At 68.8% G+C, this 16145-nt stretch carries 16 protein-coding genes and 2 pseudogenes; 10 read left to right on the top strand and 8 right to left on the bottom strand.

Annotation, left to right across the window (positions count from 1 at the left end):
* Positions 1-137: 137 nt before the first annotated feature.
* Complete coding sequence (locus OHU74_RS01110; protein ID WP_371614100.1) at positions 138-968, top strand: hypothetical protein; 831 nt, start codon at positions 138-140, stop codon at positions 966-968.
* Positions 969-1103: 135 nt separating this feature from the next.
* Here OHU74_RS01110 and OHU74_RS01105 read toward each other — a convergent pair whose 3' ends face one another.
* The 3 genes from OHU74_RS01105 to OHU74_RS01095 form a co-directional block, all read right to left on the bottom strand.
* Positions 1104-1739: a VOC family protein gene (locus OHU74_RS01105; RefSeq protein WP_371614099.1), complete on the bottom strand. Its 636-nt coding sequence runs from the start codon at positions 1737-1739 to the stop codon at positions 1104-1106.
* 92 nt (positions 1740-1831) lie between these two features.
* Positions 1832-2494 carry a response regulator gene (locus OHU74_RS01100; protein ID WP_371614098.1) on the bottom strand — a complete coding sequence of 221 codons (663 nt, stop codon included), beginning with the start codon at positions 2492-2494 and terminating at the stop codon, positions 1832-1834.
* Positions 2491-3645, bottom strand: a complete 1155-nt coding sequence (locus OHU74_RS01095) for a sensor histidine kinase (protein WP_371614097.1) — start codon at positions 3643-3645, stop codon at positions 2491-2493. The genes OHU74_RS01100 and OHU74_RS01095 overlap by 4 nt, the downstream gene beginning before the upstream one ends.
* A 259-nt stretch (positions 3646-3904) precedes the next feature.
* Here OHU74_RS01095 and OHU74_RS01090 point away from each other — a divergent pair, with 259 nt between their 5' ends.
* The gene (locus tag OHU74_RS01090) at positions 3905-5416 is read left to right on the top strand and encodes an alpha/beta hydrolase family protein (RefSeq protein ID WP_371614096.1); all 1512 of its coding nucleotides are present in this window, start codon (positions 3905-3907) and stop codon (positions 5414-5416) included.
* Positions 5417-5602: 186 nt separating this feature from the next.
* A complete protein-coding gene (locus OHU74_RS01085) occupies positions 5603-6040 on the top strand; it encodes a hypothetical protein (RefSeq protein ID WP_371614095.1) in 438 nt (145 codons plus the stop codon).
* A 207-nt stretch (positions 6041-6247) separates the two neighbouring features.
* Here OHU74_RS01085 and OHU74_RS01080 read toward each other — a convergent pair whose 3' ends face one another.
* The gene (locus OHU74_RS01080; protein ID WP_371614094.1) at positions 6248-7027 is read right to left on the bottom strand and encodes a hypothetical protein; all 780 of its coding nucleotides are present in this window, start codon (positions 7025-7027) and stop codon (positions 6248-6250) included.
* 146 nt (positions 7028-7173) lie between these two features.
* Here OHU74_RS01080 and OHU74_RS01075 point away from each other — a divergent pair.
* Positions 7174-7269: pseudogene (locus OHU74_RS01075) on the top strand (IS5/IS1182 family transposase); the annotation flags it as partial.
* A 32-nt stretch (positions 7270-7301) separates the two neighbouring features.
* Here OHU74_RS01075 and OHU74_RS01070 read toward each other — a convergent pair.
* Entirely contained in the window at positions 7302-7502 is a 201-nt protein-coding gene (locus OHU74_RS01070) for a hypothetical protein (protein WP_371619894.1), read from the bottom strand.
* A gap of 421 nt (positions 7503-7923) precedes the next feature.
* Between OHU74_RS01070 and OHU74_RS01065 the strand changes: the two genes are divergently transcribed.
* The 4 genes from OHU74_RS01065 to OHU74_RS01050 all read left to right on the top strand — a co-directional run bounded on the left by OHU74_RS01065 (position 7924) and on the right by OHU74_RS01050 (position 11467).
* On the top strand, positions 7924-8418 hold the full coding sequence (locus OHU74_RS01065) for a hypothetical protein (RefSeq protein WP_371614093.1): 495 nt from the start codon (positions 7924-7926) through the stop codon (positions 8416-8418).
* Positions 8419-8948: 530 nt separating this feature from the next.
* Complete coding sequence (locus OHU74_RS01060) at positions 8949-9431, top strand: hypothetical protein (RefSeq protein WP_371614092.1); 483 nt, start codon at positions 8949-8951, stop codon at positions 9429-9431.
* A 149-nt stretch (positions 9432-9580) separates the two neighbouring features.
* Positions 9581-10144, top strand: a complete 564-nt coding sequence (locus tag OHU74_RS01055) for a dihydrofolate reductase family protein (RefSeq protein WP_371614091.1) — start codon at positions 9581-9583, stop codon at positions 10142-10144.
* Between the two features lie 378 nt (positions 10145-10522).
* Entirely contained in the window at positions 10523-11467 is a 945-nt protein-coding gene (locus OHU74_RS01050) for a hypothetical protein (protein WP_371614090.1), read from the top strand.
* 223 nt (positions 11468-11690) lie between these two features.
* Here the strand turns inward: OHU74_RS01050 and OHU74_RS01045 are convergent, their stop codons facing one another.
* Complete coding sequence (locus OHU74_RS01045; protein ID WP_371614089.1) at positions 11691-12539, bottom strand: patatin-like phospholipase family protein; 849 nt, start codon at positions 12537-12539, stop codon at positions 11691-11693.
* An 84-nt stretch (positions 12540-12623) separates the two neighbouring features.
* Between OHU74_RS01045 and OHU74_RS01040 the strand changes: the two genes are divergently transcribed.
* Positions 12624-13184, top strand: a complete 561-nt coding sequence (locus tag OHU74_RS01040; RefSeq protein ID WP_371614088.1) for a TetR/AcrR family transcriptional regulator — start codon at positions 12624-12626, stop codon at positions 13182-13184.
* A 150-nt stretch (positions 13185-13334) separates the two neighbouring features.
* On the opposite strand, the pseudogene OHU74_RS01035 reads toward OHU74_RS01040, so the two are convergent.
* Positions 13335-14167 (bottom strand): annotated as a pseudogene (locus OHU74_RS01035) (IS5 family transposase).
* A 400-nt stretch (positions 14168-14567) separates the two neighbouring features.
* The gene (locus OHU74_RS01030) at positions 14568-15470 is read right to left on the bottom strand and encodes a LysR substrate-binding domain-containing protein (RefSeq protein WP_371614087.1); all 903 of its coding nucleotides are present in this window, start codon (positions 15468-15470) and stop codon (positions 14568-14570) included.
* A gap of 188 nt (positions 15471-15658) precedes the next feature.
* Here OHU74_RS01030 and OHU74_RS01025 point away from each other — a divergent pair, with 188 nt between their 5' ends.
* Positions 15659-15964, top strand: coding sequence for a DUF1330 domain-containing protein (locus tag OHU74_RS01025; RefSeq protein ID WP_371614086.1), 306 nt, complete (start codon positions 15659-15661; stop codon positions 15962-15964).
* Positions 15965-16145: the final 181 nt, after the last annotated feature.

Here is a 16145-nt window from a genome sequence, read left to right as displayed (position 1 = left end):
CTGGCGCCACCGGTTGAACCTCGCTCAATGTCTTCCTCCTCGATGCATATCCGCCCAGAGCCATGCCCCGGACAGCGATCAAGAGCCATCCGGCTCATTTCCAACCTCACCGTCCCAGGCATCGGTACCTTGCCGCCATGGATGTCTCTCTGAGGAATCAGCCCGACTATCTGGAGAACCTCTGGTCAGGGATCTTCGTCAGTACGACTTTTCATGAAGGAGAGGAGGAGGTGTGGTGTCGGGACAATCTCGTCCCCGTTGCCGGAGCTTTCTTTCCTCGGCGGTTCCGGTTGAACCTCACCCCGGAGTACGGGTCAGAGATCGACGCGTGCACAGCCTTCGAGGTGGAGAACGGAACCTTCGTCGCATCGAACGGGATGCCCCTTCTCGGAGTGCCGTGCGCTGCGGACCACCCCAGGGTGCTCGCCGATCTCATCGAACCGCTCATCCGTGCGCTCGCCATGGTGCCGCACCTCGTCGCCATTACCAGTGACGGAACGTGGCGTTGGAAGCCAAGCGGCTGGAGCCCTGGTCCTGCCGGTCCCGTCCCCCAGGACTACGTCCGGCAGGTCACCCAGGAACGGCAACGCTATCCAGTTGCGTATCAGGTATTGAGGCTCCGGGAGGACCTCAAGAAGCGGATGCACCCTCGATGGCACAACTACTACTTGCCTCGCATCGAAATCGTCGCCCGTTCGGTCCGGACCGCACAGTACGCCGGGCTTCCGGTCTCCGACGGTATCCGGCAGGCCGAGAAGCTACTCAAGGTAGGGACCGCAACGGCTTACGAGCTGCTGAGGATGGCCAGAGAGATGGAGCTCTTGCCCTACGGTGACGCCCCTCGGCCTGAGATCCCTTGGTGGACGTATGACGAGAAAGTCGATCGCTGGCTGAAACTCGAACGAGAGATGGCGGTGCCACCTCACCCCGAAGGCTCTGAGATCTACTTGGATATGTGGACACCCTAACGTCGCAAGGCCCCTGTCCCCGCCAGCGTTGTGGCACGTCCCAGCGGTGGAGGAGGTGTCGCCCATTCGGGGATCGCACTTGCACCGCTACCGCGAGTGGCAGCCGGCTGTTCCCGCGGGGCAGTCGGGCTCTGGTCAGATCGTGACGGGGCCGTGGGCGGTGGCGAACTCGACCGAGACCAGACCCGGTTCCTCGTCCTCGACCCAGGTGACGTCGATCTGGTCGAGAGGGTGGTCGGCCGGTTCGCCGAGGAATTCGGCGATGGAGGCGGCGTCGCCGGCGATGGAGACCCCGTGGATGGTGGTGGGGGTGCGCGGGTCGGCGCTCGGGCGCTCCTCGATGGGGACCGACCACTGGAGGAAGTAGGGCAGTTGTGGGTCCTCCAGCAGTTCCAGCAGGCCGATCTGCTTCCACCTCAGGTCGAACCCGTCGGGGCGGACACGGTGGCCCTCGGCCGAGGTGCGGCCGAGGCGGGCCTCGACCGGGGTGATGTCGTCGACGGAGACCACCCAACCGAGCCAGCCGCCGCCCTCGGCGGCGCGGCGCGCGACCGCCTGGCCGAAGGGTGCGCGGTCGGCGGCGGGGTGGTCGAGTGTGGTGACGACCTCGACGTAGGTGCCGCCGCTCAGCGGGAGAATGAAATTGCGGGTGCCGAATCGCGGGTGCACACCCCCGTCGACGAACCCGGCGCCGAGGGCCGATCCGATCCACTGAACGGTCGAGACGAAGCTGTCGCGGGCCACCGCATAGGACACGTGATCAAGTCGCACTGCGCCATCATGACCTGACAACCCGTACGAATCCCGACGCCACGCCCGCCGCCCCGGCCACGTCCGCCGTGGATTCAGTCGTGGAGCGGATCTCAGGCCGGTCGGACCAGGCGGTTGTCATGGGCGAAGACCACGGCCTGGATCCGGTCGCGGAGTTCGAGCTTGTGCAGGATTCGCCCCAGATGGGACTTCACGGTCGCCTCCGCGAGGTACAGCGCGGCCGCGATCTCGGCGTTGGACAGGCCGCGGCCGACCTCGACGAGCACCTCGCGCTCACGGGCGCTCAGCCGGTCCAGCCGCTCGTCGAGGACGGCGGCGCCGCCGTCGGGCAGGTGCAGACGGAAGTCCTCCAGCAGGCGCCGGGTGATCCGCGGGGAGAGCACCGCGTCGCCCGCCGCGACGTTGCGGATCGCGGTGAGCAGCTCCTCCGGCCTGGTGTTCTTCAGAAGGAAGCCCGAGGCTCCGGCGGCGAGGCCGTCGAAGGCGTACGCGTCCAGGTCGAAGGTGGTCAGGATCAGCACTCTGCTCTGCGGGGAGACCTCGACGACCTGTCGGGTCGCCTCGATCCCGTCCGTCCCGGGCATCCGGACGTCCATGAGGACGACATCGGGCCGCAGCTCCCGGGCGAGGCGGACGGCCTGGGCGCCGTCCGCGGCCTCGCCGACCGGTGTCATGTCGGGCTGGGCCTCCAGGACCGTGCCGAAGGCCATCCGGAGCAGCGCCTCGTCGTCGGCGATCAGGATGCGGATCGTCATGCGGAGGCCGTCCCGCCGCCGTTGAGGAGGAGTCGGGTACGGACGCCCCAGCCGCCGCCCGGAAGCGGTCCGGCCTGCAGCGTGCCCCCGTAGGCGGCCGCGCGCTCGCGCATGCCGGGGATGCCGTGGCCGGGCGGTGCGGCGGCGGGCCGCGCCGGGCGGGGGCCGCTGTCGGTGACTTCCACGCCGACGGCCTGGGCCGAGCACTCGACCAGGACCGTCGCGCGGGTGCCGGCGGGTGTGTGCTTGAGGGTGTTGGTCAAGGCTTCCTGCACCAGACGGTAGACGGTGAGTTGTGCGGTGGCGGGGACGTGGTTGTGGCCGCCGCGGAGCTCCATGCGGGTCGGTAGCCCCGCGGCGCCCATCTGGTCGGTGAGAGCCTTCAGCTGGGCGATGCCGGGCGGCGGGTGGCGCTCCGCGTCCCGCTCGCCGGTCCGCAGGACGCCCAGCGAGCGCCGCATGTCGGTCAGCGCCTGCCGGCCCGTCTCGGAGATCTGCAGCATCGCGGCGGTGGCCCGGTCCGGGGACCTGTGCTGGGCGTAGACGGCGGCGTCGGTGAGCGCGACCATGACGGACAGGTTGTGGGTGACGATGTCGTGCATCTCTCGGGTGATCCGGGCCCGCTCCTCGGCGACGGCCAGCCGTGCCTGCTGCTCCTGGTGCAGCGCCAGCCGTTCGGCCCGTTCCTGCACGGCGGCGACGTAGGCCCGGCTGGTCCGCACGTTCACCCCGAGGACGGCGGCGGCGACGACCGTCGCGGAGAGCGCGACGAAGGGGGTCAGGAACGCGCCGTCCGGTACCCAGCGCAAGCAGGCCAGCACCGCTCCGCCCTCCACGACGGCACCGGCGAGGAGCGTGCCGCGCCGGCCTGTGTGCGCGGCCGCCGTGTAGAGGGCCACCAGCAGGGCTACGTCCGCGAGCAGTTGGACGTCCATCAGCCACTGGACGAAGGCCGCTGCCGCCACGGCGCCGAACACCGCGAGCGGGGCCCGGCGCCGCCACAGCAGGGGGAGCGCCAGGGCGGCAGTGAGCGCCGCGGCCACCGGCAGCTCCCGCGCCGGGTAGGCGGTCACGACGTTGAGGACGAGAAGGATCGGCAGCGCCGCGTCCCACACCAGGGGCGGTACACGGTCCCGGTGGCGCACCGTCACACCTCCCCGTCGACCGGTCGTCGTGGCGGCCCGACCGGGACCGTCAGCGCGTACGGCCGGAGCCTAGGCCGCGGGGGCGGCGGCGCGCATGAGCCCACCGTCCGACCGCACCCTGCCGGGGTACGACCTGAGGAGGAGGCCCACCACCTCCCGCGGTCGCAGATCGGCCGCCGGACGGGCGTGACCGGTTGCCACTCCGGTCGCACCGCGGCCCGCCCGGGTTGCGACCGGAGTGGCAACCGGCGGCGACCCGGGACCGATGCGGCGGCGCGGACCGGGCGTCGAGCATGGCCGGGTGACCGAAACCATCACGGGGCTGTCGATGTCCCTTCCGGAAGTCCTCGCCCTGCTGGGTGCCCTCGCGCTGGTGGCGGCGCGCTGGCTCCCCCCGGCCGCCCGCCGGCCCGTCACGATCGGGGCGGGGGCGGTGCTCGTGGCGTCCGCGACCGTGCTGGGCGTGGTGGGGACCCGCTGGCAGCTGCTGCCGGTCCTGGCCGGCGCCGCCCTGGCGTCGGCGTTTGCCCTCCCGCCCCTGCTGCGACGCCGTACCGGCCGACCGGCGTGGCGGGCCCGCTGGTGGCTGGCCCTGCCGGGATCGCTGGCCTGCGCCGGCCTGATCGCCATGGGCCCGGTCGCGGCCTGGGCCTTCCCCGTCCCAGAGTTCCCCGAGCCGTCGGGCGGCTTCGCGGTCGGCACCCGGGTGGTGCAGTGGACCGACCCGCTCCGCCCCGAGAGCTTCACCGCCGATCCGGACGACCGGCGCACGGTCGTGGCCCAGCTCTGGTACCCCGCGCAGAAGAGCCCCGCCGGCACCCAGCGGGCCCAGTACCTGGGACGCACGGAGCAGGAGGCGCGCACCGTCGCCGAGGCCCTCGCCGGCGGGGTCGGCCTGCCCGGCTTCCTGATCGACGGCGTCCCGCGGGCTCGCAGCCGTGCGGTCGTCGACGCCCCGGTGGCCGGTGGGGGAGAACGGTTCCCGGTCGTCGTGTTCTCCCCGGGGTCGGGCGGGGTGCGGGCCCAGAACACCGCCTGGGCGGAGGAGCTGGCCAGCCACGGCTACCTGGTCGCCGCCCTCGACCACCCGTACGACTCCGCCGTCGTCGTCCTCGCGGACGGCCGCACGATCCGCGCCACGACCGCTTCCAGCGGGGACCGGGACCGGGACGAGGAACTGGCGGCGGGCTGGACCGCCGTCCGGGCCGCCGACCTCGGCTTCGTCCTCACCCAGTTGGAACGGCTGGACCGGGGCAAGACCGCCGACCCGCTGACCGGACGCCTGGACACCGGCCGCGCTGCGGTCGCCGGCCACTCCCTGGGCGGTGCCGCCGCCCTGCAGGCGGCCCGGCAGGACCGCCGGTTCGGCGCAGTCGTCGACCTGGACGGCTACCCCCACGGCCCCACCGCGCCCGCGCTCGAGCAGCCGGCGCTCGCGCTCACCCAGGAGATCACCACCGGCACCGACCCGCGCTACCTGCCCCGCCTCACCGACGCCCTCGAGCACGGCACCGCGACGAGCTACCGGCTCGCCGTCCCCGGCGCCGGGCACCTCACCTTCATGGACGGCCCGCTCTACCTGCCGCCGGTGCCCTCGATCGTCGGCACCCTGGGCCGCACCGAGAGCCCGCGCGTCGTCGCCGGAGCCACCCTCGCCTTCCTGGACGCCGTCCTGCGAGGCCACCCCGGCGACCCGGCCGAAACCCTCCGGGCCTACGGGAAGGTCTACGCGGTCTCACCATCAGGGGCTCGGGGAACTGCGAGGCCGACCCCGTGATTGGCCGAGCACGCGGGCAAGAAGGTGTTGGGTAATCGGGTGATCACTCGTTCTTGAGGTTGTCGGCGAAGCGGCGGGCTCGATCACCGCCCACTGAGCATGCGCCAACGACGAGTCGTAGGACGGCTTGCACGCACGGAGCACGCATGATGGTGATCTTCATGGACGGCTGGAGCACGGAGATTCGTGTTCGTGGTCGAGACGGTCGGGGTGTCCTTCATGCTCGCCGCGCATCCGGTCGCCCACCTGGTCATGCTGCTTCTCGACCTCTACACGGTGCTTCTGGTCTTGGGGCTGCACGCCGCCGCAGTCACACGCCCACACGTCGTGGGGCCGGGTGGGCTGCGGGTGCGGCGCGGTGCACGGCTCGATCTGCGGATTCCCTTGGAACGGATCGCGTCCGCCCGTTATGACCTCCGCTTCCCGGACGCGAACAAGTCCGAGGGCGGCGTGCTGGACGTGGCCATCGCGTCGCAGACCTCGATCACTATCGAGCTGACCCAACCAGTCACCACCGTAAGTCTGTTGGGGCAGCGCGCGGAGGTTCATACGGTCCGCTGCCACGTCGACGAACCTCAGGCCGCCGTCGCGGCGATCAAGAAGCTGCTGCCGGTAGACAGCTGACAGGGCCGACACTGTCACAGCGGGTCGGTCATGCGGGCCTGGGGACCGTGACATGAGACGGGCCGCACGAGTCGGGTGAGTTGTGAAGCTGACCTGGGCCCGTGCGGCCTGCTCCCATCCTGCTCTGTCCGGTGTCTCCCGCGCACACTTCGGCGAGCTGTTGCGGTAGCAGATGAGGGTGCAGGCGGCGATGTTGGTCGCACGCGCTCAGTCGGCCAAAGCGTTCTGTGTCGCCTCGCGTGCCTCAGTGAGCGCTCGCTGCCTCAGGTTGCCGCCGAACAACTGAATCGTGGTGGCGGCCAGGATGTCATCCCTGCCGATGGTCCGCCCGTCCCCCCTGCGGGTGGACAGGGCCCGGAGGGAATCCTTGAGGAATGGGGGTGGGGCCGGTTCGCCCGCCATCACTAGGGTGACCGTACCGAAATGCTTGACCCCGCCCTCGCGGACGACCATGGCCGCATCCCGGGCGAGGTCCGTGAGGAACACGCTCGCGATTCCGTCCAGGTCGCGGACCATCGCTGGGACGGCCGTCGCTCCCTGGCTCCGCAGCAGCTTCTTGACCCCGACCTCGAACCTGTGGGCGCCGACCACAGCACTCGGTTTGCGCGACCTGCTGCGCTTACGAGAAGGCACGATGACACCCTCGGCGTCGTACAGGACACCGGTCAGGCCTTTGAACGTCGGGCTGTGGTCGTACCATCCGCACCCCACCTCGATCTCGACGTTCCGGCCGATCGCCGAGACAAGGTCCCCGGGAAACAGCTTCTTCCGGGCTTCCTCCTCCGCCGCTCTCCGCGCGCCGTCGATGATCTCCGTCAGCACTGTCCGCGTCACCGACGCGGCGGCCCACGCGGCCGACCGAGATACGTGCATCGGGGTCACGTCCCTGAAAACCGCTTTGACGAGAGATGGCTTGAACGGCGAGACATCCATGACCGAGGCGGTCTTGGGACCCCTGCGCTCAGGGCGTGCGGGCTGTGCGGTCATCGGAAGAAACGCTCCCTGCTGTCGGAGTTGTCAGAGGCCCACACTTCACCACGCAGACCCGCTACCTTCCCCCATCCTCCGTCGAAGCGGCACCTGGTCAACGGCCTGACGGCCACATCCCGACGGCCGGGCCGATACCGGCCACCCGCGACTCCGAAACCCACCCCCACCGCTCCGAAGCCATGATCCGCACAGCGATGATCGACCTCATCAGCCGCCGGCTCACGCGTGAATCCACCCCGACCGGCGCGATGCCTGAACGCGATACCCGACATCACCCGGGGCTCACCGACCGCTCCCGCAGCACCGCGAACCGCTGATTCAGCACATCCACGCAATCACGCAACCCTGGTCGAGGCAGCTCAGCGCGCTCGCGCATCAACGTAATGGCCTGCACGTCCCGCTCGGCGGCAATGAGGCGGTCCACCTCCACCCGGACATCGACCGAGAGTCTGTCCCACAAGGTGTTCTCCATACCCGCATTGAACCCCTCAGTCGATCCGAGCCACACCACAACCCCGAGCAGCCGCCTCACCAAACACCACCTACGGGATAGAACGCTCTTTAAGGGTGTGCCGCTGTAGGTAACTTACGACGTTCCCGGTAGCGGTGGGGTCGGCCCCTTCGGCCAGGGCAGCCGGGACCTTCACAGTGCCCGGGGTGAACGCTGCCTCCGCGTAGACCAGGCCCGCGAGGGCCTGGCGGCCGTCGGTGGCCGCAGGGTCGTAGGCGCCGTACAGGCCGGATTGCGGTCGGCGTAGCAGGTCGGCGGCCCCGATCTCTCCGAATGGGGCCGATCGGTGAAATGCCTCTGCAGAACGGCTCATCCGGGGCCTCGGATACCGCCCTGTCATTGCCGGGAATTCTCAAGTGATCAGCCAAATGAGGGGGGACTCATGACCGGGACGGTCGTGGTGCGTGCGGAACAGCCAGGGCTCGGCCGGGCAGGGGCGTTCAGTGTGGTCGTCGACAAGATGACGGTTGGCCGGGTCGACCAGGGGACCACCGCACGGTTCTTTGTGGCGGTCGGCACGCACGAGGTTCGGGTCACCGGGAGGGATCGCACCCGCTCCAACACTGTAACCGTGGACGTGGCGGAGGGGCAGGATGTCCTGGTTGCGGCACAAGGGACTGGGCTGAAGGCTGCCATTCTGCTTCCGCTTCTGGCCGGCATCTCAGTGCCCGCGTTTTATGTAGTCGCCACAATTTTGCTGACCGGCGCACTGTTCTACGCCGTCCCCGGCCTGCTGTTCCGGGTGCGGGTTTTCGGAGGCGCCGAGCTCCGGAGCACCCAGGACGTCCCGGGTGTGGAGGAGGAGCAAAGCGGGACCGGTCTGTGGTGGGAGACGGACCCAGCGCTCGCCAAGCGGTTCCGCAAGGGTCCTTCGTGATGTCCGTGTCCTCGCCGTAGCGGACTCCGTCGGCCCTATTCGAAGTCTGCTACGTCAGCCCGGCCGAGGGCCGGCGCGCCCGCATCATTCAGCGTCGCACGACTTCCGGGAGACGCGGATGGGATCGGTGGCCTGGGCATTCCGTGCACGTTCGGAGAAGGTTTGTATGGTCAACGGTGGATCTGGGACTGTCGCATGTGGGGTTCATCGACGTCGTGTACATCGATGGCGATGACCACTACGAGGTGGGTCAGGTCGTGACCGGTCACTTGTTCTCGTGCAACAAGGTGTAGAAGCAGTACGGGTTGCGCCCACTCGGCCAGATCTCCGTCGACCAACGGCCATCGGTCGTGGAACTCGTGGACGGGAAGATGGCCCGCAGGGACCGCTGACACATGACGGCGCCCCGGCAGCCAGGCTGCTGGGGCACCGTCATGTCATGGACGTACTTGCGGGGTCCGACAAACGCGGCGAGGTGCCGTGCCGGGCCTGGAGGGTGGCCGGAGCGCTGTCCAGGCTAGGTTTCCGGCATGACTCCTCTTCCTGGCGGCGGCAGTGTCGCCGATACCTATCGCCACGTCTCGAAACTGGTGACTCCTGCGGACGACTTGCGTCTGCCCGGCGCCTATCTGAAGTGGTACGACCTGCGCCGGGCCGATCTGGAACTTTCCGAGGAGGAACGCCAGCAGGCCCGCGACTTCCTCGTCTCCACAGAACTGTCATTCGATGACGAGCTGGGCTTCGTGATCCTCCACAAGTGCACCCCGACGTTCTCGTTCCTGCTGGTGCAAACCTGGCGTGGAGAGAACGAGCTCTGGGAGACGGTGTTCGCCAAGAACGACGGCCCCTTCCAGCTGCATACCTGGCCGGGCAACCACCGGGGCACGTTCTGCGTGTGGGAAATGGGTGCCGTCTGGCACGAAGCGCAAGCCTGGTCAAGGTACCTGGCTTCCGAACGCGACGACGAGGCGAGGAAGGTCTATGTGCAAGACAGGTTCACCGGCGTCGTGTGAGTAGCGCGCCCCGGTGGCCGACGGCTCGCCGATCCGGACACATCACGCCACGGATGCCAGGGGGCGTCAGCACAGTGGATGCCCCCGATGAATTTTTCCGCGCCGCGTCGGTCTGTACGCGTGAGACCGACTCACGGAAGGCTGGCGTCATGCGGAAACTGATCTACGGCATGAACGTGACCCTGGACGGCTACATCGCCGCGCCCGGCGACGACATCGGCTGGAGCGTGCCGAGCGACGAGCTGTTCCAGTTCTGGTCCGACCAGTTGCAGGCGACCGACCTGACGCTGTACGGACGCAAGCTGTGGCAGACGATGAGCTCCTACTGGCCGACCGGCGACCAGCAGCCGGGCGCCACACCGGCGGAGGTCGAGTTCGCGCGCCGCTGGCGGGACATGTCGAAGGTGGTGTTCTCCTCGACGATCGACAAGGTCGACTGGAACACCCGCCTGGTCACGGGCGACGCGGTCGCCGAGATCACCCGGCTCAAGGCCGAGGACGGCGGCTCGATGGACATCGGCGGCGCGACGCTCGCCGGGGCGGCCATGCGGGCCGGGCTGATCGACGAGTACGTGCTGGCCACCGCTCCGGTCCTGGTGGGCGGCGGCACGCCGTTCTTCACCGCGCTGGACAACTGGGTGAACCTGAACCTGGTGGAGACGCGGACGCTTGCCTGCGGCGTGATCCTGACCAGATACGAGACGAGGCGCTGAGCGCCCAGACGAAACAGCCAGGACGGCGCCGGCGGCGACACCGCCAACGGCGGCCTGGGCAACGACACCTGCACCGCCGACACGGGCGGCACCAAGACCAGCTGCTGATCGACCCGTGAAGCGGGGCCCATCCACGGGACACCGTAAAGGCGGGCATCTTGATCTGCTCGTCTCAGCGCAACGCCATAATGGCGCCGATATGCGGTTAGCGCTGAGGATACGGCGCGGTTTTCGAGAACCTACAGCAGCCCCTACAGCAGCCCCTACAGCAGAGTGACACAGGCCGCTTAATCTTCGATGGCACAAGATCAATCTTCGATGGCACAGGAGCACCGCCCCGGAACTTGAGCGGCCTGACCGGGGCGTTAGCCTCAGCGGATGATTGCTGAGCCGTCACCGAAGGTCATCACGCGTCACCTCGACGGGCTGATCCACGGATACGTCGTGGGCGCCGGCGTCTACGGGACGCTGGAGCCCGCAGCGGTGTTCCAGCCGCGGGATGGCGACGAGGTAGTGGCGTCGGTGGTCCGGCAGGATCTGGAGCGGGTCGTGTACACGACGCTGAACGGTGTCGTCTGCCTCACTCGCGCCGGCGACCTTATGTGGGCTTCGGACTTCGAACCGTACTCCGACGTACGCCATGGCCACCGGCCTGGCTGTGCACTGTCTCTGGACGGCCGGACGGTGTGGGTCTACCGGCCGGACGCGATGGCGGGACGCGGGGGCGGGGACCAGTGGGTCGTGCACGACGCCGATAGCGGTGTGGTTCGCGCCCGCCGGGAACTGGAGACGGTCGGGCACGGCGCCTTCCACCACGTGCATCCCGTGGACGGCAGCGTTTACCTCGACATCGGTGAGGGCCAGGACGGCTCCGTCATTGTCCGGGGTACGGCCGGGGCGGACAGCGAGTCGGAGTTCGTGACGTACCCGTGGGCGGACCGCTGCCTGATCGACCTGGCGCCGTCCGGGCAGCAGTTCATGACCGTCGACCACGGGCAGTCTGACGTCGCCTTTCACGACCACCCCAGCGGAGACGTGCTCTTCACGCTCCCCATCGAGGCCTTCGGGCATGACCCGCAGGAGGCCTTCGTGGAATGGAGCGGCGGCTACCTGACCGAGGACACGGCCATCGTCACTCTGGGCGGCGAGAGCCAGGACGAGGAGGAGTGGTTCCGCTACCACCTGGTCGACGTGCGCACAGGCACGACCAGCGGCGAAGTCACCGTCGAGGTGAGCAATCCGTACGAGCTGGTGCCACTCGGCGACGGCTCCTGGCTCACCGGTGCGCCCGGTGGCCATCCCGTCCGGTGGCCCCGCGTTTGAGCGCGCTATTTGGCCATACGGGCCAAGTACAGCGCTAAGAGGTAGCGCAGATAGGCGTGGTGGGGCTACCCCGGAAGTAAGACAGGCACAGGTCTTGGTGATCATCGAGTTGCGACGCTCTGTGATCACCGGGGACCTGCGCCTGTGCTGCCGGAGGGTCGGCCTACGGGGAGAGTCATCCGCTGGGCTGCCACCGCTCACGCATCACCGACCTGATCGGCGGTCAGCCCGCGTCGGCTTCTGCACTCCACATGGAGCGGAGTTGCGCGTCGATGTCGCCGGCCTGGCGAAGACCCGCTTGGTAGGCTGGTTCCCAGACTGCCAGGTCGCCCATGTCCGAGCCGAAAGCGCGCACTGAGGCCGGATCGGGGCTGATGGTCACCACGGTGTCTGCCCCCACGGCCGCCAGCTGCTGGTTGAGTGGCTCGCGGGGAAACAGGTGGGCCATCGGCTCGACCACGACCAGCGTGCGGGCTCCGGCCGCGAGATCGGCGTTGGGGCCCGATCGCAGCGCACCGTCCATGTACCGTCGGCCGTCGATGGCAACGGGCGGCGCGGCCCCGGGGAAGGCGCTACTCGCTGCCACCGCGTGCACCAACGGCACGCCGCTGTCGCGGTCCCACACCACGGGCTCACCGGTGGTTGCGTCCACGGCGGCGATCAGCAGTCGCCGCTCCGGCCACGCGTCCGCACCGATCAAGGCGGCGCGCCCCGCGATCAGCGCCTCCTCGGCCTGGGGGTCGGTGCTGTCGAGCGCGAGCCGGCCGACGCGACGCCTGGCCTCGCCGGGTTCCAGGCTGCGGTCGCCCAGTACGGCAAACACCGCGCCCATCCGCGCAGGGTCCGCCTTGAGCCGGTGAGCGTCCGGGCGAGCCGAAGTCGCGATCCGCCCCGGGTTCTGCCCAGTGGCGAGTAGCGCTCCGACGATCGCGCCTGCCGACGTCCCGACGATCAGGTCGGCCTCGCCCAGATCCACGCCATCGCGGCGCAACCCGTAGGCCAGCCCGGCCATCCAGGCTGTGCCGACGTGACCCCCGGGACCCAGGACGAGCGCTCGGTCGAAGGTGTGCAAGGTGGTCTCCCCTCGTTATTGAAACAGTCGTACCATATACTCGCCAACGCTGTTCGGCTCCGAGTTCCCGAGAGGAGATCCACCGTGGGGCGACCCGCAGATCCCGCCCGTCGCGAGCGCACACTCGCCCGGGCGACCGACTACGTGCTGGCGCACGGTCTGGCCGGACTGAGCCTGCGACCACTGGCCGCGGCCCTCGACACCAGCCCACGGATGCTGCTCTACGACTTCGGCAGCAAACAGGAGTTGGTCGCTGCGGTCCTCGCCGAGGCCCGGCGCCGAGGTGCGGTGCGCCTGTTCGACCACCGTCCGACGGAGTCGGACTCCGTGCAGGAGCGACTGCGTGGCATCTGGGCGTGGATCAGCGCAGACGAACGCGCGCCGTTCGTCCGGCTGTTCTTCGAGGTGCACGCCGACGGACTGGTCCACCCCGAGACCTACCCCGACCAGGGCCAGGCGATCACGGGCTGGTTCGACACTCTCGGCGCCACCTTCCGCAACGTCTCCACCAGTCCTGACGACACCGTCACGCCCACGTTGATCATGGCCGTTGTCCGGGGTTTGCTGTTCGATCTCACAACCACCGGCGACCGCCACCGCACCGATCGTGCGCTGGACCGCTTCGCTGAACTCCTGAACCAGTGAACGGTCCTGGCAAGGTTTGCCAGGGTGGAATCACCCCGGGAAAGGACACAAGCCGGCCCGATGTCAGGGCCGGGAACCGCCGAGTCGGAGCGATGCCGCGATCGCATCGGGCCGGCCGTGGGTCGGTTTCGCCCAAGAGGTGGCGTCTGGTCACGGGCGGCGGTTCGGGCGTTCGTCCCATCGGTGGGTCGTCCATGCCCGACGGATCAGGCTACGTACCGTGATGATGGTGTCGGTGAGGTCGAAGAAGGCATCGATGGCGGAGGCGCGGCGCTCGTAGCAGCGAGCGAGGCGGTGGAAGGCGTTCTGCCAGGCGTGGGTGCGTTCGACGTGCCACCTCTGACTTGCCTGGATCGGCGCCTTCTCGCCCTTGCTCGCGATGCGGCCGTGTAGGCCGCGTTCGTCGAGTAGGGTACGGGTCTTGTCCGAGTCGTAGCCAGCGTCCAGGTGCACGGTGATGTCGTCGGGCAGCGGTCCCAGATCGTCCAGGGTCGGGGCGAGCAGCGGGGAGTCGTGACGTTCGCTCCGGCCAGCACGCGACCCAGCGGGATTCCATAGCCGTCCGTCATGCCCGAGCGCTTCAGGCCCTTTTTACCGCGATCGACCGGCGACCGTCCTGCGACCTCGCCGCCGCCGGGGGCTTTGGTGATCGAGCCGTCGACGGCGATCTGGTCGAGTACGAGGCCGACGATCCGGTCGTAGGACTCCAGTGCGATCTGCTTGAGTTTGGCGAAGACGCCGAGCCGGATCCACTCGTCGCGGCGGTTGCGGATCGTGGTGGCCGAGCAGGTCGTGTCGGCGATCGCCTGGTAGGAGCAGCCGAATCGCAGGAGCTGCAGCATCTTGTCGAAGACGACCCGGTCGGTGATGCGTGGGCGGTGGCAGCCCAGCGGATGAGTCGCCGCGTAGGTCGGTCGCTCGGGCAGCAGGGCGGCGAATTGACCCCAGAGTGGTTCAGTCAGCCATGACGGAAGTACGGGCACAGGTCTCCCCGGTGATCACAGAGCGTCGCAACTCCATGATCGCCAAGACCTGTGCCTGTTCTGCTGTCGGGATACCACCACCGCGCCCATCTGCGTGGCCTCTAAGTCACACCGAGACGTTTGCCGGTGAGACGGTGGTGTGGGATCTCAGAACGCGCGTCACATGCCGACGCTGTGGCCTGCTGCTCTCTGCTCATTCTCACACCGATTGCCATGCTTCTGTCTCAGGAGCGTGGCCATTTCCGGCCTCGGGGAGCAATATCGGATGCTGATCCGCCGGCGTAACGAGGTCGTGCCGGACATTCAGCAAGATCGCCGTCGTCATCATCGCGAAGTCCGCCGGGCGCGAGGTCTTCGGCCTCGCCACCGCAGGCGTCCGTCTCGCTTGACCTCTTGCGCGTCAGTCCGGCAGCCAGTGCAGCTCGTGCGCCAGGGTTTTGGCGACGGCACGGATGCGGCGGTGCAGCGGCGACTGCTCGCGTGGGAGGACCAGGTGGATCGTCAGGCTGGGCGCGCCCCGCAGCGGTCGCCAGGTGAGACCGGCCGGTTGTACCGTGGCCGCGGCTTCTCCGGCCGGGGCGAGGGTGATCCCGTCGCGCAGGTCGCGCTGAGACATGTCGAAAGAGACTGCGGGCGTGTGGAATCGGGGGTGTGGTCGGGTGTCTCGGAACACTGCGGACAGCTGATCGTGGATCACGGGGTTGGCCGCACGGTCCGGGAGTCGCAGCGGATACGCGGCCGCGTCGGCGATCTCGATCTCCGGGTGTTCGGCCAGCGGATGGTGCTGAGCCAGCTGGACCCCGACGCGCATACGCCGCAGCAGGAACCGGCGCACGCCACGGCCCGGCTGTTCACCGCGGGTGATCCCGGCATCGATGCGGCCGTCGGCGACCGCGGGGGAGATCTCCGGTGTAGCCATCGGGACCGCGCCGACCTCGAGTCCGCTGTTGCCGCGAATCAGCCTGTCCACCAGGGCCGGTGCCGTCTCGGCCCCGGCGCTGAGGCTGTATCCGATGCGCAGCGTGCCCAGTTCACCGGCCGCCGCGCTCCGGGCGGTGTCCCATGCCCGGTCCAGCGCCGCCAGGGCGGGCGGCGCGGACTCCGCCAAAGCCGCACCGGCCGTGGTCAATACGACGCTACGCGTGTTGCGGACCAGCAGGGCCGTACCGAGTTCCGCCTCCAATCGGCGCATCCGGGCGCTGAGTGCGGGCTGTGCGATACCGATCCGTGCGGCCGCGCGGGTGAAGTTCAACTCCTGTGCCAGCACCAGGAAGTACCGCAGGCTCACCGTATCCGGCGCCACGTGCCCTCCCTGCCGATTGATAACGATCCGTTCTGAGCCTATCCCGTACCGGTCTTTCCCTCGACGGCACATCAAGCCCTAGCCTGCGCATATGACGATTCAACTGGCCGAAGTACCGGTCGCCGGGATCGATCGATCTGAGTGTCAATTCGAAGTCGGACGTGTCCGGCCGAACACGGGAGGTTTCCATGGCTAAGGGCTACTGGGTCAGTGTCTACCCCGCCATTTCCGACCCTGAGGGGCTGACTGCCTACGACAAGCTGGCCGGTCCGGCCGTCCAGGCTGGGGGCGGGCGCGTCCTGTCCCGGATCCCGTCCCGTGGCGGTCGAGTCGTCGCCCACGAGGCCGGAATCACGGAGCGCGTCGTTCTGATCGAGTTCGACAGCTTTGAACAGGCCGTCGCGGCATACGAGAGCGAGGCATACCAGAAGGCGCTGGCGGCCCTCCCCGACGGCGTCGAGCGTGACTTCCGCATCATCGACGGCATCGACTGACAGGCGGGCCCAGCCATCGCTGAGCATCCGTCACCTGATACGCGCACGGTGCTGAACGACGACTCACGAGACGAGTTCGAAGCGATGCCCCGCGTCCCAGTTCGTCGTCGACGTCCTCGACGGCCTGATCCCTGTCGGGCGGACCGGAGAAGCGACGCGACGTCCGGGGCAGCTGGACTGT

Source organism: Streptomyces sp. NBC_00454 (assembly GCF_041434015.1).
Lineage (GTDB): Bacteria > Actinomycetota > Actinomycetes > Streptomycetales > Streptomycetaceae > Streptomyces.
This window is presented reverse-complemented; position numbering and strand designations above follow the sequence as displayed.